At 69.2% G+C, this 17847-nt stretch carries 16 protein-coding genes; 2 read left to right on the forward strand and 14 right to left on the reverse strand.

What is annotated here, in order from left to right; genetic code table 11:
* Nucleotides 1–242: 242 nt before the first annotated feature.
* Nucleotides 243–1544, reverse strand: a complete 1302-nt coding sequence (tyrS, locus tag VPH61_RS10310) for a tyrosine--tRNA ligase (RefSeq protein ID WP_332063412.1) — start codon at nt 1542–1544, stop codon at nt 243–245.
* A gap of 108 nt (nt 1545–1652) precedes the next feature.
* Between tyrS and VPH61_RS10315 the strand changes: the two genes are divergently transcribed.
* Both VPH61_RS10315 and VPH61_RS10320 read left to right on the forward strand, forming a co-directional pair.
* On the forward strand, nt 1653–2258 hold the full coding sequence (locus VPH61_RS10315) for a DNA-binding protein (protein ID WP_332063413.1): 606 nt from the start codon (nt 1653–1655) through the stop codon (nt 2256–2258).
* Nucleotides 2255–2860 (forward strand): hypothetical protein, encoded by a 606-nt coding sequence (locus tag VPH61_RS10320; RefSeq protein ID WP_332063414.1) that lies wholly within the window; start codon nt 2255–2257, stop codon nt 2858–2860. The genes VPH61_RS10315 and VPH61_RS10320 overlap by 4 nt, the downstream gene beginning before the upstream one ends.
* Before the next feature lie 89 nt (nt 2861–2949).
* Here the strand turns inward: VPH61_RS10320 and VPH61_RS10325 are convergent, their stop codons facing one another.
* From VPH61_RS10325 to VPH61_RS10385, 13 genes are all read right to left on the reverse strand, one after another.
* The gene (locus VPH61_RS10325; protein WP_332063744.1) at nt 2950–3567 is read right to left on the reverse strand and encodes a DNA-3-methyladenine glycosylase; all 618 of its coding nucleotides are present in this window, start codon (nt 3565–3567) and stop codon (nt 2950–2952) included.
* Nucleotides 3564–5039, reverse strand: coding sequence for an argininosuccinate lyase (gene argH, locus VPH61_RS10330; protein ID WP_332063415.1), 1476 nt, complete (start codon nt 5037–5039; stop codon nt 3564–3566). The genes VPH61_RS10325 and argH overlap by 4 nt, the downstream gene beginning before the upstream one ends.
* Nucleotides 5039–5968 carry an ornithine carbamoyltransferase gene (gene argF / locus VPH61_RS10335; protein WP_332063416.1) on the reverse strand — a complete coding sequence of 310 codons (930 nt, stop codon included), beginning with the start codon at nt 5966–5968 and terminating at the stop codon, nt 5039–5041. Before argF ends, argH begins: the two co-directional genes overlap by 1 nt.
* 33 nt (nt 5969–6001) lie before the next feature.
* Nucleotides 6002–7189 (reverse strand): acetylornithine transaminase, encoded by a 1188-nt coding sequence (locus VPH61_RS10340; RefSeq protein WP_332063417.1) that lies wholly within the window; start codon nt 7187–7189, stop codon nt 6002–6004.
* Nucleotides 7186–8088: an acetylglutamate kinase gene (gene argB / locus VPH61_RS10345; RefSeq protein ID WP_332063418.1), complete on the reverse strand. Its 903-nt coding sequence runs from the start codon at nt 8086–8088 to the stop codon at nt 7186–7188. The genes VPH61_RS10340 and argB overlap by 4 nt, the downstream gene beginning before the upstream one ends.
* Before the next feature lie 2 nt (nt 8089–8090).
* The gene (gene argJ, locus VPH61_RS10350) at nt 8091–9242 is read right to left on the reverse strand and encodes a bifunctional glutamate N-acetyltransferase/amino-acid acetyltransferase ArgJ (protein ID WP_332063419.1); all 1152 of its coding nucleotides are present in this window, start codon (nt 9240–9242) and stop codon (nt 8091–8093) included.
* On the reverse strand, nt 9239–10282 hold the full coding sequence (argC, locus tag VPH61_RS10355) for an N-acetyl-gamma-glutamyl-phosphate reductase (protein WP_332063420.1): 1044 nt from the start codon (nt 10280–10282) through the stop codon (nt 9239–9241). Before argC ends, argJ begins: the two co-directional genes overlap by 4 nt.
* Nucleotides 10283–10749: 467 nt before the next feature.
* Complete coding sequence (gene pheT, locus VPH61_RS10360) at nt 10750–13290, reverse strand: phenylalanine--tRNA ligase subunit beta (RefSeq protein ID WP_332063421.1); 2541 nt, start codon at nt 13288–13290, stop codon at nt 10750–10752.
* A gap of 69 nt (nt 13291–13359) precedes the next feature.
* Nucleotides 13360–14400 carry a phenylalanine--tRNA ligase subunit alpha gene (gene pheS / locus VPH61_RS10365; RefSeq protein WP_332063422.1) on the reverse strand — a complete coding sequence of 347 codons (1041 nt, stop codon included), beginning with the start codon at nt 14398–14400 and terminating at the stop codon, nt 13360–13362.
* A gap of 61 nt (nt 14401–14461) precedes the next feature.
* Complete coding sequence (locus VPH61_RS10370; RefSeq protein ID WP_332063423.1) at nt 14462–15388, reverse strand: amino acid ABC transporter permease; 927 nt, start codon at nt 15386–15388, stop codon at nt 14462–14464.
* Complete coding sequence (locus VPH61_RS10375) at nt 15385–16032, reverse strand: amino acid ABC transporter permease (RefSeq protein WP_332063424.1); 648 nt, start codon at nt 16030–16032, stop codon at nt 15385–15387. The genes VPH61_RS10370 and VPH61_RS10375 overlap by 4 nt, the downstream gene beginning before the upstream one ends.
* A 67-nt stretch (nt 16033–16099) precedes the next feature.
* Nucleotides 16100–16966 (reverse strand): glutamate ABC transporter substrate-binding protein, encoded by an 867-nt coding sequence (locus tag VPH61_RS10380; RefSeq protein WP_332063425.1) that lies wholly within the window; start codon nt 16964–16966, stop codon nt 16100–16102.
* A gap of 54 nt (nt 16967–17020) precedes the next feature.
* Entirely contained in the window at nt 17021–17809 is a 789-nt protein-coding gene (locus VPH61_RS10385) for an amino acid ABC transporter ATP-binding protein (protein ID WP_332063426.1), read from the reverse strand.
* Nucleotides 17810–17847: the final 38 nt, after the last annotated feature.

Genomic DNA, 17847 nt, shown 5'->3' on the forward strand with positions numbered 1-17847 from the left:
GAAGAACAAACCTTCACGAGCTCGGGATCATCGTGCCAACTTGAGGATCAGAACCAGACGCTTCACAGCAATCCCGCTCTGCGCTCCTGTGGGGCAACGAAGGATTACTTTACGCGGGCCCCGCAATCATCCGCAAATCCCCCATGCATCCCGGGCGTGTCGCCCTGAGAGCCCCGGAAACGCACGGAGCCCGGCCGCTCACCGAAGTGAACGACCGGGGCTCGGAACGCGACGAGAAGCCGCTATTCGACGAAGATTCCGGCGAGCGTCTTCTTGCCGCGGCGAAGCACCGCCATGCCGCCTGCCGCCACGCGACCGTCGAGCGTCGCCGTGTCATCGTCGATGCGCACGTTGTCGAGGGAGACTCCGCCCTGGGCGATGGCTCGCCGGCCTTCGCTCTGGCTCGAGACGAGACCGGTGTCGACGAGCAGCTGGACGACCGAGGCATCCGTCGTGGCCGTGGTGTTGGGCAGTTCGCGAAGTGCCGCCTCGAGCGTCGTTCGATCGAGGGCCGCGAGATCGCCCTGCCCGAACAGCGCGCGAGATGCGTCGATCACGGCCTGCGTCGCATCGGCTCCGTGCACCAGCGTGGTGACCTCGGTCGCGAGCACCTTCTGCGCCTCGCGCTTGAACGGCTCGGTCGCGACGAGCGCCTCGAGCTCCTCGATGCGCTCACGAGTCAGGAACGTGAAGATCTTCAGCCGCGAGATCACGTCCGCGTCGTCGGTGTTGAGCCAGAACTGGTAGAACGCGTACGGGCTGCACATCGAGGCATCCAGCCAGATGGCGTTTCCTTCGCTCTTGCCGAACTTCGTGCCGTCGGAGTTCGTGACGAGCGGGGTTCCGATCGCGTGCACGCTGGCCCCCTCCACACGGTGGATGAGATCCGTGCCGCTCGTGAGGTTGCCCCACTGGTCGCTGCCGCCTGTCTGCAGCATGCAGCCGTACTGCCGGTAGAGCTCGAGGTAGTCGAAGCCCTGCAGGATCTGGTAGCTGAACTCGGTGTAGCTGATGCCGGCGTCGGAGTTCAGGCGCGAGGCCACCGCGTCCTTCTTCAGCATCGTGCCGACGCGGTAGTGCTTGCCGATCTCGCGCAGGAAGTCGATGGCCGAGAGCCCGCCCGTCCAATCGAGGTTGTTGACGAGTCGAACCGCGTTCTCACCCTCGCCTGAGAGGAATCGGGAGACCTGGCCCTGCAGGTATCCGACCCACTCGGCGACGGTCTCCTTGGTGTTCAACGTGCGCTCGGCAGTGGGTCGGGGATCGCCGATCAGACCGGTCGAACCGCCGACGAGCCCGAGCGGCTTGTGCCCGGCGAGCTGGATGCGGCGCATCGTCAGCAGCTGCACGAGGTTGCCGAGGTGCAGGCTCGGCGCCGTGGGGTCGAACCCGCAGTAATACGTGATCGGCTCGCCCGCGAGAAGCTCTTTCAGCGCAGCCTGGTCGGTCGACACATGCACGAGGCCGCGCCAGACGAGCTCCTCCCAGACGTCTGCGAACGAGTCGTCGTTGTGCTGGGTACTGAGGATCACGGGGTCTGACACTCCGTCAGGTTATCAGCGCGCGGATTAGGTTCCATCTCTAACCACTTCTTGATTAATGCTGTATGCTTATTCCCATGCCAATGAACGCTGCAAGCTGAAGGAGGCATCATGATCGTCGTCACCGCAGATCAGGTTGCGAGCCGCACCACCGCCGATCTCGCCGGCGCTGCCCGTGATCGCCTCCAGCGCGAGCACGGCGAGCACCTGCTGCTCCCCGTCGCCCGCAACGCCGGAGACGAGATCCAACTGCTCACCCGCGATGCGCGCACGGTCGTCGACGTCGTCCTCGACCTCACGCGCACCGGCGACTGGAGCGTCGGAATCGGCTGCGGCGACGTGCGCACTCCCCTGCCCAGCGACATCCGGGAAGCCAGCGGCGAGGCGTTCTTCGCAGCACGCGACGCCGTCGAGCGGGCCAAGAAGAGCTCGCCGCGCCTCGCGATCGAAGCGGCGCACGGCGACGCCGAGCATGTGGAGGCGCTGTTCCGGCTCGCGCTCCTCCTCCGCGAACGCAGGTCCGACCAGGGCTGGGAGGTCTACGACCGCATCGTCGCCGGCGCCATGCAGTCGGAGATCGCCGACGAGCTCGGGGTGAGCGCCCCGGCCATCAGCTCGCGCATGAAGTCCGCGAACATCCGCGCCGAGCTCGATGCCGTGCCCGCGCTCGCTAGGCTGCTCGAGAACCTCGACGAATCGACTGGAGCCAGCGCATGAACCACTTCGTCTTCATCGCCGACGCCATCACGTGGTCGGCCCTCGTGATCTCCATGGTCGCCGCGGCCGGGCTCTCGGTGCTCTCCTACCTGCGCCCGCGCCGCGCCTACATCTGGTTCGCCGCCGGCGCACTGGGCGTGGCGCTGCTCGCAGCGGCGTCGGCGAACAGTCCTGCCCAGTTCGGTCTCGCACCGCTGATCACCGTGCTCGGCCTCACCGTCGCCGTCTTCGGCGGCAGTCCGGCCGCGTCGACGGCACTCGACCTCGCGATGGGCGGCACCGTCGCACCAGGCCTCCACGGCGGCATCATCGTCGCCGAGAAGCGCTCGGCCGACGAGGAGCGCCGCGGCGTGCAGGCGACCACTCGACGCGAGGTGCTGCGCGGCGGCCTGACGATCGGCGTGCTCGAACGCATCGCCTCGGCGGGCGCCATCATCGCCGGCTTCCCTGAGGCACTCGCGATCGTCGTGGCCGTCAAGGGCGTCGGCCGGTTCACAGAGCTCGAGGCGCCCGAGGCCCGCGAGCGATTCATCATCGGCACCTTCGCGAGCCTCATCTGGGCGTGCGCCGGCGCGCTCGTCGTGCATCTCGCGCTGCGCTGAGCACGCGCTTCACGCGCTTCACGCGACGTCGCGGCCGACCTGGGGCGCTCGGCTCATTCAGATCAGCGGATGCCGCGTGGCCGCTGCCGTCACTCCGCCGCGAGCTTGTGCCGCCGATACGGGGACACACCCTCGTCGCCGGGCAGCCAGAACCGCCACGGATACCGCGAGCCGCCGCCCTCGCCGCCGACACCCGTGCGCGGTCCGCTCGCCGCGTGCAACGGAGCCGCCAGCACCTGCAGGGTGAACGGCGGCGCGAGCAGGTCGCTGCCGCGCGCCTCGAGCGGCACCCCGAGCGTCTTTGCGAGTCGACCCGGGCCGCGCGCGAGATCGCGGTCGGGGACGCCAGGTCGGCGACGCCGCGCCAGCTCGATGCCGTCGACGACGGTGGCTCCGCGCATCAGCACGCCCGATGAGGTGCCCGCCGGCCTCGCGACGATGTTCAGGCACACGTGCATGCCGTAGCTGAAATACGCGTACAGGTGCCCTGGTGCGCCGAACATCACCTCGTTGCGCGGGGTCCGGCCTCGGAAGGCATGCGAGCCGGGATCCTCGCCCACGCCCCGATACGCCTCGAGCTCTGAGAGACGAATCGCCACGCAGCCGTCAGGCGCGTCGAAGGCCAGCACCGCCCCGAGGAGGAGCGGTGCCAGCGCGACGGGATCCTGTTCGAAGAACGCCCGGTCGGGAGTGACGAGGTCGTTCAGCTGCTCGCCTCCGGGCTGTTCTCCACGGGCAGGCTCGCCACGAGGTGTCGCACCCGGTCGGCGAGACGGGAGAACTGCTCGTCGACGCGCACGGGGGCCGTGCCGCCGATGCCGTCGCGGCTCGCGACCGACCCCTCGACCGTGAGCACCTCGCGCACCTCGGGCGTGAGGTGCGTCGAGATCGCCGCGAGGGCGGCGTCGTCGACGGCGTCGAGTTCGAGACCGTGGTCTTCGGCGTATCGAACGAGGCTGCCGGTGATCTCGTGGGCGTCGCGGAACGGCACCCAGCGCTTCACGAGCCACTCCGCGACATCCGTCGCCAGGGAGAAGCCGGCCGGTGCGAGCTCGGCCATGCGCTCGGTGTGGAAGGTCAGGGTCGCGACCATCCCGGTGAAGGCCGGCAGCAGCACCTCGAGCGTCTCGACGGAGTCGAAGACGGGCTCCTTGTCTTCCTGCAGGTCACGGTTGTAGGCGAGCGGCAGCGCCTTCAGCGTCGAGAGCAGACCGGTGAGATTGCCGATCAGCCGGCCAGACTTGCCGCGAGCAAGCTCGGCGATGTCGGGGTTCTTCTTCTGCGGCATGATCGACGAACCGGTCGAATAGCCGTCGTGCAGCGTGACGAACCCGAACTCGCGGGTGTTCCAGAGGATGATCTCCTCCGCGAAGCGCGAGAGGTCGATGCCGATCATGGCCGTGACGAAGGCGAACTCGGCGACCACGTCGCGGCTCGCGGTGGCGTCGATCGAGTTCTCGGCCGGGCTCGCAAGCCCGAGGTCGCGGGCGACGGATGCCGCGTCGAGGCCCAGGGTCGAGCCGGCGAGGGCGCCGCCGCCGTAAGGCGAGACATCCGCTCGCTTGGTCCAGTCGACGAGCCGTTCGAGGTCGCGTGACAGCGCCCACCCGTGTGCCAGCAGATGGTGGGCGAGGAGCACCGGCTGCGCGTGCTGCAGGTGCGTGCGCCCGGGCATGATCGCCGTGCGGTGCACGTCGGCCTGCGCGGCGAGCGCGTCGATGAGGTGCACGAGGTCGCGACCGATGGTCGCGGCGTGGTCTTTCAGATAGAGGCGCACGAGCGTGGCGATCTGGTCGTTGCGGCTGCGGCCCGCGCGGAGCTTGCCGCCGAGCTCGGGGCCGACGATCGTGATCAGGGCGGCCTCGAGGGCGCCGTGCACGTCTTCGTCGCCCTCCTCGGCGACGATCTCGCCCGAGACGACGCGCGCCTCGAGGGTGTCGAGCCCGGCGAGCATCGACTCGAGTTCATCGGCTTCGAGGTAGCCCGCCGCAGCGAGTGCGCGGGCGTGCGCGCGCGACCCCGCGAGGTCGTAGCCCGCGAGCTGCCAGTCGAAGTGCGTCGACTTCGAGAGGCGCGCCAGCTCGGGCGAGGGGCCGGAGGCGAAGCGCGCACCCCAGAGCGAACCTTCGTTGGTGCCGTGGGCCTCGGCCGTGCCGTCGATGCCGTTCTCGTCGCTCATCAGGCGTCCTTCCTCGCGAGCAGCCACACGAGCAGCGCCTTCTGCGCGTGCAGGCGGTTCTCCGCTTCATCCCAGATGATCGACTTCGGACCGTCGATGACGTCGGCGCTCACCTCGTAGCCGCGATCGGCGGGCAGGCAGTGCATGAACACGGCGTCGGATGCCGCGTGCGACATGAGTTCGTCATCGACCTGGTACCCGCCGAAGGTGGCGACGCGATGCGCCTTCTCCTCCTCTTTGCCCATCGACACCCAGGTGTCGGTGACCACGACGTCGGCGCCCGTCACGGATTCGCGTCCGTCGGTGACGACGGCGACGGAGCCGCCCGTCGTCGCCGCGATGCGCTCGGCGTCGGCGACGACGGATGCCTCGGGGGCGAACTCCGCGGGAGCGGCGATGCGCACGTGCATGCCGGCGGTGGCGCCGGCGAGCAGGTACGACTGCGCCATGTTGCTGCGGCCGTCGCCGAGGAAGGTGACCGTGAGCCCGGCGAGCCGGCCCTTGTGCTCGCGGATCGTGAGCAGGTCGGCGAGGAGCTGACATGGGTGGAAGTCGTCGGAGAGGGCGTTGACGACGGGGACGGTGGTGCCTGCGGCCATCTCTTCGAGCCCCGACTGCGCGTAGGTGCGCCAGACGATCGCGGAGACCATTCGCTCGAGCACGCGGGCGGTGTCGGAGGGGGTCTCCTTGCCGCCGAGCTGGCTGTTCGCGGTCGAGATGATGAGCGGTGAGCCGCCGAGGTCGGCGATGCCGACAGCGAACGACACGCGCGTGCGCGTCGAGGACTTGTCGAAGATCACGGCGACGGTCTGCGGGCCGGCGAGCGGGGTCTGCGACCAGCGGTCGGCCTTGAGCTGCTCGGCGAGATCGAGGATCTCGATCTGCTCGGCCTGGGTGAGGTCGTCGTCCCGGAGGAAGTGGCGGGTCATGTGGAGCGTCCGTTCGTGGGGAGGTCGGTCGGGTCAGTACGGGTGAGCGTCGGAGAGGGCGCGCGAGAAGCGCACCTCGAACTCGTCGATCTCGGCGTCGCCGATGATGAGCGGCGGCGCGATGCGGATGGTGGTGTCGTTCGCGGCGTTCACGATGAGCCCGTGGCGCATGGCGTGCGCGACGACGTCGCCGGCGACCGGCGCGGTCAGCGCGACGCCGACGAGGAGCCCGCGACCGCGCGTGCCCGCAACGAGCGGCGAACCGATCGCCTCGATGCGCCGGCGCAGCTGCACGCCGCGCAGGGCGGCGTTCTCGACCAGTCCGGCGCGCTCGATCTCGCCGAGCACGGCGTTGGCGACCGCGGTCGCGAGCGGATTGCCGCCGAACGTCGAGCCGTGATGGCCCTTCTGGTACAGCCCGGATGCACGGCCGAAGGTGACGAGACCGCCGATCGGGATGCCGCCGCCGATGCCCTTCGCGACCGTGATCGCGTCGGGCGTGATGCCGTCGTGCTGGAAGCCGAACCACTCACCGGTGCGGCCGGCTCCGGTCTGGATCTCGTCGACGATGAGCAGCGCGCCGTGCCGGAGCGTCAGCTCGCGGGCCCGCTCGAGGAACCCCTCGGGCAGTTCGACGACACCCGCCTCGCCCTGGATCGGCTCCACGAAGACGGCGGCGACCGCGTCGTCGATGGCTGCCTCGAGCGCCTCGATCGTCGCGGGGATGTGCTCCACTCCCCCGGCCATCGGCTCGAACGGCGCCCGCATGTGCGGCTTGCCGGTCAGGGCCAGCGAGCCCATCGTGCGCCCGTGGAAGGCGTCGACGAGCGCGATCACGCGGGTGCGCGCACCGCCCGAGTTGTTCAGCCGGGCGAGCTTGAACGCAGCCTCGTTGGCCTCGGCGCCCGAGTTGCCGAACCAGGCGCGCCCGTCGGGCCCGGCGCCAGCGAGGCGCACGAGCCGCTCGGCGAGTTCGAGCGCGGGCTCGGTCGTGAAGTAGTTCGACACGTGCGCGAGCTTCGACGCCTGCGCGGTGACCGCCTCGACGAACACGGGGTGGGCGTGCCCGAGGGAGTTCACCGCGATGCCGGCGAGGAAGTCGAGGTAGGTCGTGCCCGCGGCATCCGTCACCCAGGCGCCGGAGCCGTGCTCGAGCTTCGCGAGCGGCATGCCGATGGAGCGCATGATGCGCTGGTCGAATCGCAGCTGCCAGTCGTTCATGCCGCCACCACCTCGGTGCCGATGCCCGACTGCGTGAAGACCTCGAGCAGGATCGAGTGCGGCACGCGACCGTCGATGATCGCCGCCTTCGCGACGCCGCCCTCGACGGCTTCGAGGCACGCCGACATCTTCGGGATCATGCCCGACTCGAGGCTCGGGAGCAGCTCGATGAGCGAGGGCACGTCGATGACCGAGACGAGCGAGTCGCGGTTCGGCCAGTCGCGATAGAGGCCCGCGACGTCGGTGAGGATCACGAGCTTCGCCGCGCCGAGCGCGACCGCGAGCGATGCCGCGGCCGAGTCGGCGTTGACGTTCAGCGACTGGCCGGTCACGTCTCCGTCGGGCGCGATCGAGGAGACCACGGGGATGCGCTCGGCGGCGAGTTCGGCCAGCACCGCGGCCGGGTCGACGGCGATGACGTCGCCGACGAGTCCGAGGTCGACCTCTTCGCCGTCGACGACGGCGCCGCGCCTGCGCCCGGTGAAGAGTCCGGCGTCTTCGCCCGAGAGGCCCGACGCGAGCGGGCCGTGCTCGTTGATGAGCGAGACGAGCTCGCGATTCACCTGACCCGAGAGCACCATGCGCACGACGTCCATGGTCTCTGGTGTCGTCACGCGATATCCGCCGCGGAACTCGCTCGGAATGCCGAGCCGCTCGAGCATCGCCGAGATCTGCGGGCCGCCGCCGTGCACGATGACGGGCTTGATGCCCGCGTAGCGCAGGTAGACCATGTCCTCGGCGAACGCGCGCTGCAGTTCAGGGCTCACCATCGCGTTGCCGCCGAACTTGACGACGATCGTCTCGCCGTGGAATCGCTTCAGCCACGGCAGCGAATCGATGAGCACCTGGGCCTTCGCCGCGGCGTCGTTCGTGTCTTCGGGTTCTGTCTCGTCGCTCATGCTCAACTCGCGTAGGCGCTGTTCTCATGCACGTAGTCGTGCGTGAGATCGTTCGTGAAGATGGTGGCGGATGCCTCGCCCGCGTGCAGCTCGATGAGCACGTGCGTCGCCCGCGGCGTGAGATCGACCTGGTCGCGCGGGGCGTCGGGGCGCCCGGCATGGCAGACGCGCACCCCGTTCATCGAGACGTCGACGAGATACGGGTCGAACGGCGCGCTCGTCGTACCGATCGCGGCGAGTACCCGGCCCCAGTTGGGGTCGTTGCCGAAGATGGCCGCCTTGAACAGGTTGTTGCGGGCCACCGAGCGCCCGACCTCGACCGCGTCGTCTTCGGTCACCGCACCGACGACCTCGATCGCGATGTCGTGGCTCGCGCCCTCGGCGTCGGCCTGCAGCTGCAGCGCCAGGTTCTGGCACGCCTCCGTCAGGGCAGCGGTGAACTCGGCGAGGTCGGGCGTCACGCCCGACGCCCCAGAGGCCAGCAGCGACACCTGGTCGTTCGTCGACATGCAGCCGTCGGAGTCGAGCCGGTCGAACGTCACTCGGGTGGCCTCGCGGAGCGCGGCGTCGAGATCAGGCGCCGGCAACGCGGCATCCGTCGTCACGACCACCAGCATCGTCGCGAGACCGGGTGCCAGCATGCCGGCTCCCTTCGCGATGCCGCCGATCGACCAGCCGTCGCCCTCGACGACGACCTGCTTCGGCGTCGTGTCGGTCGTCATGATCGCCCGCGCCGCATCATCGCCGCCGTCGCCCGAGAGGCGGGCGATCGCCGAGACGACACCCTCTTCGAGCACCTCGCCGTCGAGCTGGTCGCCGATGAGCCCCGTCGAGCAGACGAGCACGTCGCCGGCCGCGATGCCGAGGCCCGACGCGACGGCCTCGGCCGTGCGGTGCGTGACCTGGAAGCCCTCTGGGCCCGTGAAGCAGTTGGCTCCGCCGGAGTTCAGCACGATCGCCGAGACGATGCCGTCGGCAGCGACCTGCTTCGACCAGATGATCGGGTTCGCCTGCGCCCGGTTCGAGGTGAACACGACCGCGGCCTGCTGCGATGGTCCGCGGTTCACGACGAGCGCGAGGTCGAGCGCACCCGATCGCTTGATGCCCGCGGCGATGCCCGCCGCCTCGAATCCCTGCGGGCGGGTGACGGTCACGGGGCGACTCCGTTCACGGGGAGTCCGGTCGACTCGGTGAGCCCGAGTGCGATGTTCGCGGACTGGATGGCGGCACCCGCGGTGCCCTTCACGAGGTTGTCGACGGCGGCCACCACGACGACGCGGCCCGAGTTCTCGTCGATCTGGAGGCCGAGGAGCGCAGTGTTCGCACCGAGCACGTCGGCCGTGCGCGGGAATTGGCCCTCGGGCAGCAACTGCACGAAGCGTTCGCCCGCATAGGCGTCTTCCCACGCGGCCCGGACCGCCGCGGCATCCGTGCCGGGAACGATGCGCGCCGTCGAGGTCGCGAGGATGCCCCGCGACATCGGCACGATCACGGGAGTGAACGAGATGGTGGGGTTGCCGCCGCCCGCCCAGCGCAGCGCCTGCTGGATCTCGGGGATGTGGCGGTGCACGCCGCCGACCGAGTAGGGATTCGCCGAACCGAGGAGCTCGGAGCCGAGCAGGTGCGCCTTCAGGCTCTTGCCGGCACCCGACGGACCGACCGCGAGCACCGAGACGATGTCGGAAGCCTCGATGACCCCCGCCCGGATGCCCGGAGCGAGCGACAGCGCGACGGTCGAGGCGTTGCAGCCGGGCGCCGCGATGCGCTTCGTCTTCGCGAGCCGGTCGCGCTGCGTGCCCGTCAGGCGCGGCAGCTCGGGAACCCCGTAGGTCCACGCGCCGTGGAAGTCGCCGCCGTAGAACGCCGCCCAGTCGGCCTTGCTCTCGAGACGGTGGTCGGCGCCGCAGTCGATGACGAGGGTCTCGGCCGGCAACTGCGCGGCGATCGCCCCCGACGCGCCGTGCGGCAACGCGAGGAACACGATGTCGTGACCGGCGAGATTCTCGGCCGTCGTGTCCTGCAACGTGAGATGCGTGTAGCTGCGCAGGTGCGGCTGCACCGCGATGAGCGGCTGGCCGGCATTGGAGTGCGCGGTCACGGTGCGCACGTCGAAATCGGGATGATCGGCGAGGAGGCGAAGGATCTCGCCTCCGGCATAGCCGGACGCGCCGGAAACGGCGACGGTGAACGTCATGGTTCCACCTTAAAGGTCGGAAGTGGTCGAGGTTGGTTCACGACGACGCATACGACCTCAAAGGTCGGAAGTGGTCGAGTGACTCCCGGCGACGCGTGCGACCTGGACGGTCGGTATGTCGAGGGATGGCTCCGGCGACACCTGCTTCGGCTCCGTTGCCGCATGCGGGGTCGCCTAGAGTCGGCGCTCGCCACGACGTCGGCTGCGCACCACGACGACACGCGAGAAGCGTGCGGGGGCTGCGAACCGAGCGGCGGACATACAGCGACCCTATCCGGGGCGGGTCGTGCGGCGCAAACGCGGCGCAAACGCGCGCGAACGCGCGGCCCCGCCGCCCCCGCCCGTTGTCGCCATGGTCACCGCAGAAACGAGGAGATCCGCAATTCCGAGGACGGATCGACGTTCGATCACCCTCGGAATCGCGGATCTCCTCGGAATCGCAGGCCTTCAGCCGCACGCGACAGCGATCACTCGCGGATGGTCGCTCCGAACCGCTCGTTCGCGAGCGCCGCACCCGCGAGCTTCGCCTCGCTGGCCTCGGCCGCGGTGAGCGTGCGGTCGTCGGCACGGAACCTGAGCGCGAACGTCAGGCTCTTCGCCTCGGCGGGCACGCCCTGGCCTCGGTAGTCGTCGACGATCGAGAGGTGCTCGAGCAGTGCGCCTGCGCCCTCGCGAATCGCAGCGGCGACGTCGGCCGCTGCGACGCCGACGGGCACGATGAGCGAGAGATCCTGCGTCGCGGCGGGCATCGTGTCGATCGTGCGCGCCTCGAGCGCGGCATCGGTCAGCGCGATGACGGCGTCGAGGTCGAGCTCGACGACGGCAACGACCCGCGGCAGGTCGGCCTCGGTCGCGAGTGCCGGCAGCAGTTCGCCGGCGTAGCCCACGAGAGTGCCGGCGACGCGCAACTCGGCCGTGCGGCCCGGGTGCATCGCCCGGTGCGAGCCCTGCGAGACGTCGATGCGAGCGCCCGTCGCCAGTTCGACCTGGTGCACGACGTCGAGCGCGTCGGCGATGCCGGCGGCAACGGCAGGTTGACCAGGCTGCTTCGCCACCATGTCGCCCACGATGAGCGCTCCGAGGTGGCGCGGCTGCGGCGGAATGCCGGCGTCGAGCGACGCGAGCATCTCGTCGCTCGGCTTCGCGCCGCCCGGGGGCAGCTCGAGCGAGCCGTAGCTGTACCCCGGTTCCGGCAGGAAGACCGTGCCGATCTCGAACAGGTCGAGATCGGTGAATCCGCGCGAGAGGTTGCGCCGCGCAGCACCGATCAGGCCCGGTACGAGCGAACGACGCAGGAACGGCGCGGTCTGGTCGAGGGCGTTCGCGATGCGCACGGATGCCACAGGCTCGCCGTCTGCACTGCCGAACACCGCGTTGTCGGATTCGGGGACGAACGGGAACGAGAGCACCTCGACCGATCCGGCCGCCGCGAGCGCGTCGGCCGTGCGACGGCGCAGACGCTGCGAACGCGTGAGACCGCGGCCCGGAGGCGCGACGGGCAGCACGGACGGGATGCGGTCGTAGCCGATCAGGCGGGCGACCTCTTCGGCGAGCTCTTCGCGGCCGGTCAGGTCGGGGCGCCAGGCCGGCGGCACGACCGAGAAGCCGCCATCGACGGAGGTGATGACGCCGCCGATCTCGGCGAGGGCGTCGTGCACCTCGTCTTCGGTGTATTCGACACCGATGATCCTCGAGACGAAGCCCGCCGGGAGGAGGATCGCCGCGCGTGCCGGCACGGTCGAGATCAGGGAGCCGCCCGCATCGGCGGAGCCGCCGGCGAGGTCGACCATGAGCTGCGCGACGCGGGAGACGGCGGCGGCCGCGATCTCGGGGTCGACACCGCGCTCGTAGCGCTTGGCGGCCTCGCTCGGAAGCTTGTGGCGACGCGCGGTGCGCGCGATCGACACCGGGTCCCAGTTGGCGGCCTCGACGAGCACGTTGCGCGTCGTCTCCCCCATCTCGGTCTCCGCGCCGCCCATGACGCCGCCGAGGCCGATCGGCCCGCGGTCGTCGGTGACGACGAGGTCTTCGGCGTCGAGCGTGCGCTCCTTGCCGTCGAGCGTGGTGAACTTCTCCCCCGCCGTGGCGCGCCGCACGACGATGCCGCCGCGGAGCTGGTCGAGGTCGTAGCCGTGGATCGGCTGGCCGAGCTCGAGCATGACGTAGTTCGTGATGTCGACGAGCAGCGAGATCGAGCGGATGCCGGCGAGCTTCAGTCGTGCGATCATCCACGCCGGCGTCGGCCGCGAGGCGTCGACGTCGCGCACGATGCGCGTGGCAAAGACCGAGGAGCCGATCCTGCCGCGGATCGGGGCCGCGTCGTCGATCACGACGGAGAACGCGTCGCCCGAGCCGGCTCCAGTTGGCACAGGCGCCGGCGCCGCCTGCTCGACGGGATCGCGGAAGCGAGCCCCGGTGGCGTGCGCGTACTCGCGAGCGACACCGCGGATCGAGAACGCGTAGCCGCGGTCGGGCGTGACGTTGATCTCGATGGCGGCGTCGTCGAGGCCGAGCAGCGTGATCGCGTCGGTGCCGACGGGCGCGTCGATGCCGAGCGTCGAGAGACGCAGGATGCCGTCGTGGTCTTCGCCGAGGCCGAGCTCGCGAGCCGAGGCGATCATGCCGTCGGAGACGTGCCCGTAGGTCTTGCGGGCCGCGATCGGGAACGGGCCGGGCAGCACGGCGCCCGGCAGCGTCACGACGACCTTGTCGCCGACGAAGAAGTTGCGGGCGCCGCAGACGATGCCATGCACGGCGTCGCCGCCGTCGGCCGCGGTCTCGCCGTCGGGGGCGACGCGCACCTGGCACCAGCGGATCGTCTTGCCATTGGACTGCGGCTCCTCGACGAACTCGAGCACCTCGCCCACGACGATCGGACCCTCGAGGTCGAACGTATGCACGTCCTCCTCTTCGAGGCCGACCTTGACGAGTGCTGCGTGCACGTCTTCAGGCGTCGTGCCCGGCACGAGCTCGACGTACTCGGCGAGCCAGCTCAGTGGAACTCGCATGTCTCAGACCACCATTCCGAAAATCAGGGAAGGATTCGAGCCCCAGTGGGCTGCGCACGCGGCCATGTCTCAGACCACCATTCCGAACTGCTGGGAGAAGCGGATGTCTCCCTCGACCATTTCGCGCATGTCCTGCACGTCGTTGCGAAGCATGAGCCCGCGTTCGATGCCCATGCCGAACGCGAACCCGGTGTAGACCTCGGGGTCGATACCGGCCGCCCGCAGCACATTCGGGTGCACCATGCCGCAGCCGCCCCACTCGATCCAGCGCGCGCCGCCCTTGAAGGTCGGGTGCCAGAAGTCGAGCTCGGCCGACGGCTCGGTGAAGGGGAAGTAGCTCGGGCGCAGGCGGATCTTCGCCTCGTCGCCGAAGATCGACTTCACGAAGTGATCGAGGGTGCCCTTCAGGTGCGCCATCGTGAGGCCCTTGTCGACGGCGAGGCCCTCGAACTGCATGAAGACGGGCAGGTGCGTGGCGTCGAACTCGTCGGTGCGGTACACGCGGCCCGGGGCGAGCACGTAGAGCGGCAGCTCGCGCTCGAGCATCGAGCGGATCTGCACCGGGCTCGTGTGCGTGCGGAGCACCAGGTGCGCCTCGGGCGGGTCGACGAAGAAGGTGTCCTGCATGGCGCGCGCGGGGTGGTCGGCGTCGAAGTTCAGCGCATCGAAGTTGAACCACTCGCTCTCGACCTCCGGCCCCTCGGCGACCTCCCAGCCCATGCCGGTGAAGACGTCGCAGACGCGGTCTTGCAAGAGAGAGAGCGGATGCCGCGCCCCCGGCCGGTATCGCGACGCGAGCGCCGTGACATCCACCGACTCGGCGGCGAGCTGTGCGGCGGCCTCGGCCTCGACGATCTCGGCCTCGCGGGCGGCGAACGCCTGGTTCACTCGGCCGCGGGCGCCGCCGACGAGCTTGCCGAGAGCGGCCTTCTGGTCGTTCGGAACGTTGCGGAGTTCGGCGTTCAGGAGCGCGAGGGCGGATTTCTCGCCCGTGTGCTCGGTGCGGACCTGCTTCAGCGCGGCGGAGTCGCCGGCCGATGCGATGGCCGCGAGGGCTCGATCGACCGCCGTCTGGACAGCGCTCTCGGTGATTTCACGGGGCTCGGACACGAGAAACGAGTCTAGCCTTCTCCGGTCTCGAGCTCCGTGCCTCGTCGGACGATCTCCGGGGTCAGAGGCTGCCCGCCTGCGACCCTGATTGCCGTGCTGCCGCCGACGCCTTTGCGACGAGGATCGCCTGGTTCGGGTCTTCGGGATCGAGCTGGGTGCCGCTCGACTTCGACGCAGTGCGCTTCGAGAGCCAGCGCGCGAACCACGACAGCGAGAGGTTCATGATCAGGTAGAGCACGAGGGTCACGACGAAGAGCGAGAACAGGTACCGGTTGCCGTAGAAGCTGCCGAGGGTGTTCATGTTCGTGCGGAGCAGCTCGGTGTAGCCGACGATGTAGCCGAGCGAGGTGTCTTTCAGGAGCACGACGAGCTGGGCGACGATGATCGGGAGCATCTGCCGGAAGGCCTGCGGGAACTCCACGAGCATCTTCGACTGCAGCGGCCGCATGCCGAGGCTCAGGCCGGCCTCGCGTTGCCCACGAGGCAATGATGCGAGCCCCGCCCGCAGCGCCTCGCCGATGAGCGCGCCGTTGTAGAGGCTGAGCGCGGCCACGACGGCCCAATACGAGCCGGTGTTCAGCACCAGCAGGATGAACAGCATCATGAGCAGCACCGGCATGCCGCGGAGGAACTCGAGCACGACCATGGTCGGCACGCGAATCCATGACGTCTGCGAGCTCCGCAGCAGCGAGAACAGGATGCCGAGGGCGACGGCGAAGACGGCGGCCACCAGTGCAGCCCGGAGCGTGCCGAGCACACCATCCATGATGATGAACTGCCAGACCTCGGGGTCGGCGAAGATGTCCCACCGGGTTGGTGCGAAGAAGCCGGGCAGGGTGATGCCGCCGCTCTCGCGCGGTTGCGCGAGGGTCCACACCATCCAGGCGAGCCCCGCGGCGATGGCGAGGCCGGCGATGATCGAGGAGATCAGCGAGACCCGACGAGCCTTGGGCCCGGGGGCATCGAAGAGCACTGACGAGTGGCTCATCGCTGCACCACCCACTTTCGTTCGAGTTGAGCCGCGAGCACGCCGAGCGGGATCGTGACGACGAGATAGAGCGTCGCCGCCCCGAGCAGGATGGCGATCACCGCGTTGCCGTTCGCATTCGCCAGCTCGCGGGTCGCGGCGAAGAGCTCGAAGACGAAGAACCCGCCGGCCACCGAGGTGTTCTTCGTCAGCGCGATGAAGACGTTGATGAGCGGCGGGATCGTCATGCGGAACGCCTGCGGCATGACCACGAGGCTGACGGTCTGGCCGAACCCCAGGCCGACGCTGCGAGCCGCCTCGGCCTGGCCGAGCGGCACGCCGTTGATGCCCGATCGCAGCGCCTCCGCCACGAACGGCGAGGTGTAGACGGAGAGGCCGATCATCGCTGCCGTGACGTAGTCGAGCCTCGAGCCGAGGTACGGCAGGATGATCGCGCAGAAGAACAGCACCAGTGTGAGCGGCGTGTTGCGCACGAGCTCGGTGTAGACCGTCGCGAAACCGCGCAGCGATGCGACGGGCGAGATGCGCATCGCCGCGATGATCGTGCCGAGGATGAGCGCCGCGACGCCGCTCACGACGAGGAGCAGCAGGGTCATCCTGAAGCCCTCGAGGTACGTCGGCAGGTTCTCGATGACGGCGTCCACGCGTCTCCGTTCCGGTCAGTGGGGGTGGGAACGCGTCCCGGGCGTTTCCGCCCGGGACGCGTGCCGATCAGTAGCGGTCGACTGCCGGCGGCTCGACGAACGGCAGCACGGCTCCGGCGGTGGAGTTCCACGCCTCCTCGTAGCGGCCGTCTTCGAAGGCCTCTTCGAGCACGTCGTTGATCCAGTCGCGGAACTCGGTGTCCTCGAGCGCGAGGCCGATGCCGTACGGCTCCTCGGTGAAGGGCTTGCCGACGACCTTGAACTCGCCCTCGTTCTGCGCAGCGAGACCCGCGAGGATCACGTTGTCGGTCGAGACGGCGACGACCTGACCGCTGCGAAGCGGCTCGAGGCAGTTGCTGTACGTGTCGGTCTCGATGACCTCGGCGCCGAGCTCCTTCAGGTTCGCCGCGGGCGTCGAGCCCGTGACGGAGCAGACGGGCTGGCCGACGAGGTCTTCTTCGGACTCGATGTCGTCGTTGTCGGCGAGCACGAGGATCGACTGACCGGCCATGTAGTACGGCCCGGCGAAGGAGACGACCTCCTTGCGCTTGTCGTTGATCGTGTACGTCGCCACGACGATGTCGACCTGGCCGTTCTCGATGAACGGCTCGCGGTTGGCCGAAACGGTCTCGGTCCACGTGATGCCGTCTTCATCGATGCCGAGCTCGCTCGCGATGATCTTGCCGATCTCGACGTCGAAGCCCTCGGGGTCACCCGACGGGCCCTTGAGGCCGAAGAGGGGCTGGTCGAACTTCGTTCCGATGGTGATCGCGCCGGCCTCGGACAGCTTCTCCATGGTGCTGCCGGCCGCGAACGTCGGCGCAGGCTCGGCCGTCGGCTCCTCGGTGGCTTCTCCGCCGCCGCCGGCGCAGCCGGCAAGCGCGAGCGCCGACACCGCAGCTGCTGCGACGAGTGCGATTCTCATGCGTTTCATGTCTCTGCCTCTTCTCCTGTGTGATGGTTCCTCGTCGCTTGTGACGACGCAGGTCTAGTGCTCGAGGATCTTCGAGAGGAAGTCCTTCGCACGCTCGGACTGGGGGTTGTCGAAGAACTCCGCGGGCGTCGCCTCCTCGACGATCTTGCCGTCGGCCATGAAGAGCACCCGATCGGCGGCCTTCCGGGCGAAGCCCATCTCGTGCGTGACGACGATCATGGTCATGCCGTCTTTGGCCAGGCCGATCATGACGTCGAGCACCTCGTTGATCATCTCGGGGTCGAGCGCGCTCGTCGGCTCGTCCATGAGGATGAGCTTCGGGTTCATCGCGAGCGAACGGGCGATCGCGACGCGCTGCTGCTGACCGCCCGAGAGCTGGGCCGGGAGCTTCTTCGCCTGGTTCGCAACGCCCACGCGCTCAAGGAGCTTCATCGCCTCGGCCTCGGCGTCCTTCCGCGACATCCGCTTGACCTTGATCGGCGCGAGGGTGACGTTCTCGAGCACCGTCTTGTGCGCGAAGAGGTTGAACGACTGGAAGACCATGCCGACGTCGGCGCGCAGCTTCGCGAGCGCCGCACCCTCTTCGGGCAGCTTCACGCCGTCGATCGCGATCGAACCCGAGTCGATGGTCTCGAGACGGTTGATCGCACGGCAGAGCGTCGACTTGCCCGAACCGCTCGGACCGATCACGACGACGACCTCGCCGCGGTTCACGACCGTGTTGATGTCGTTGAGCACGTGCAGTTCGCCGAAGTGCTTGTCGACATGGTCGACGACGACGAGCGGCTCACCGCGACGCACCGAGATGTTGGAGGTCGGCGGGGCAGGCTGCGTGGGCTCCATGTCCCCAAAGCTACGGCCAGCGGCGGTGCCGCGACAAG

The organism is Agromyces sp. CCNWLW203, assembly GCF_036576125.1.
Lineage (GTDB): Bacteria > Actinomycetota > Actinomycetes > Actinomycetales > Microbacteriaceae > Agromyces.

Excerpts from the sequence above, each read along its gene's own strand:
- argF (WP_332063416.1), bottom strand. The coding sequence starts at position 5,968 with ATGACCCGCCACTTCCTCCGGGACGACGACCTCACCCAGGCCGAGCAG.
- VPH61_RS10315 (WP_332063413.1), top strand. The coding sequence starts at position 1,653 with ATGATCGTCGTCACCGCAGATCAGGTTGCGAGCCGCACCACCGCCGAT.
- VPH61_RS10370 (WP_332063423.1), bottom strand. The coding sequence starts at position 15,388 with ATGAGCCACTCGTCAGTGCTCTTCGATGCCCCCGGGCCCAAGGCTCGT.
- VPH61_RS10340 (WP_332063417.1), bottom strand. The coding sequence starts at position 7,189 with ATGAACGACTGGCAGCTGCGATTCGACCAGCGCATCATGCGCTCCATC.
- VPH61_RS10385 (WP_332063426.1), bottom strand. The coding sequence starts at position 17,809 with ATGGAGCCCACGCAGCCTGCCCCGCCGACCTCCAACATCTCGGTGCGT.
- pheT (WP_332063421.1), bottom strand. The coding sequence starts at position 13,290 with ATGCGAGTTCCACTGAGCTGGCTCGCCGAGTACGTCGAGCTCGTGCCG.
- argH (WP_332063415.1), bottom strand. The coding sequence starts at position 5,039 with ATGAGCGACGAGAACGGCATCGACGGCACGGCCGAGGCCCACGGCACC.
- argC (WP_332063420.1), bottom strand. The coding sequence starts at position 10,282 with ATGACGTTCACCGTCGCCGTTTCCGGCGCGTCCGGCTATGCCGGAGGC.
- argB (WP_332063418.1), bottom strand. The coding sequence starts at position 8,088 with ATGAGCGACGAGACAGAACCCGAAGACACGAACGACGCCGCGGCGAAG.
- VPH61_RS10380 (WP_332063425.1), bottom strand. The coding sequence starts at position 16,966 with ATGAAACGCATGAGAATCGCACTCGTCGCAGCAGCTGCGGTGTCGGCG.
- VPH61_RS10320 (WP_332063414.1), top strand. The coding sequence starts at position 2,255 with ATGAACCACTTCGTCTTCATCGCCGACGCCATCACGTGGTCGGCCCTC.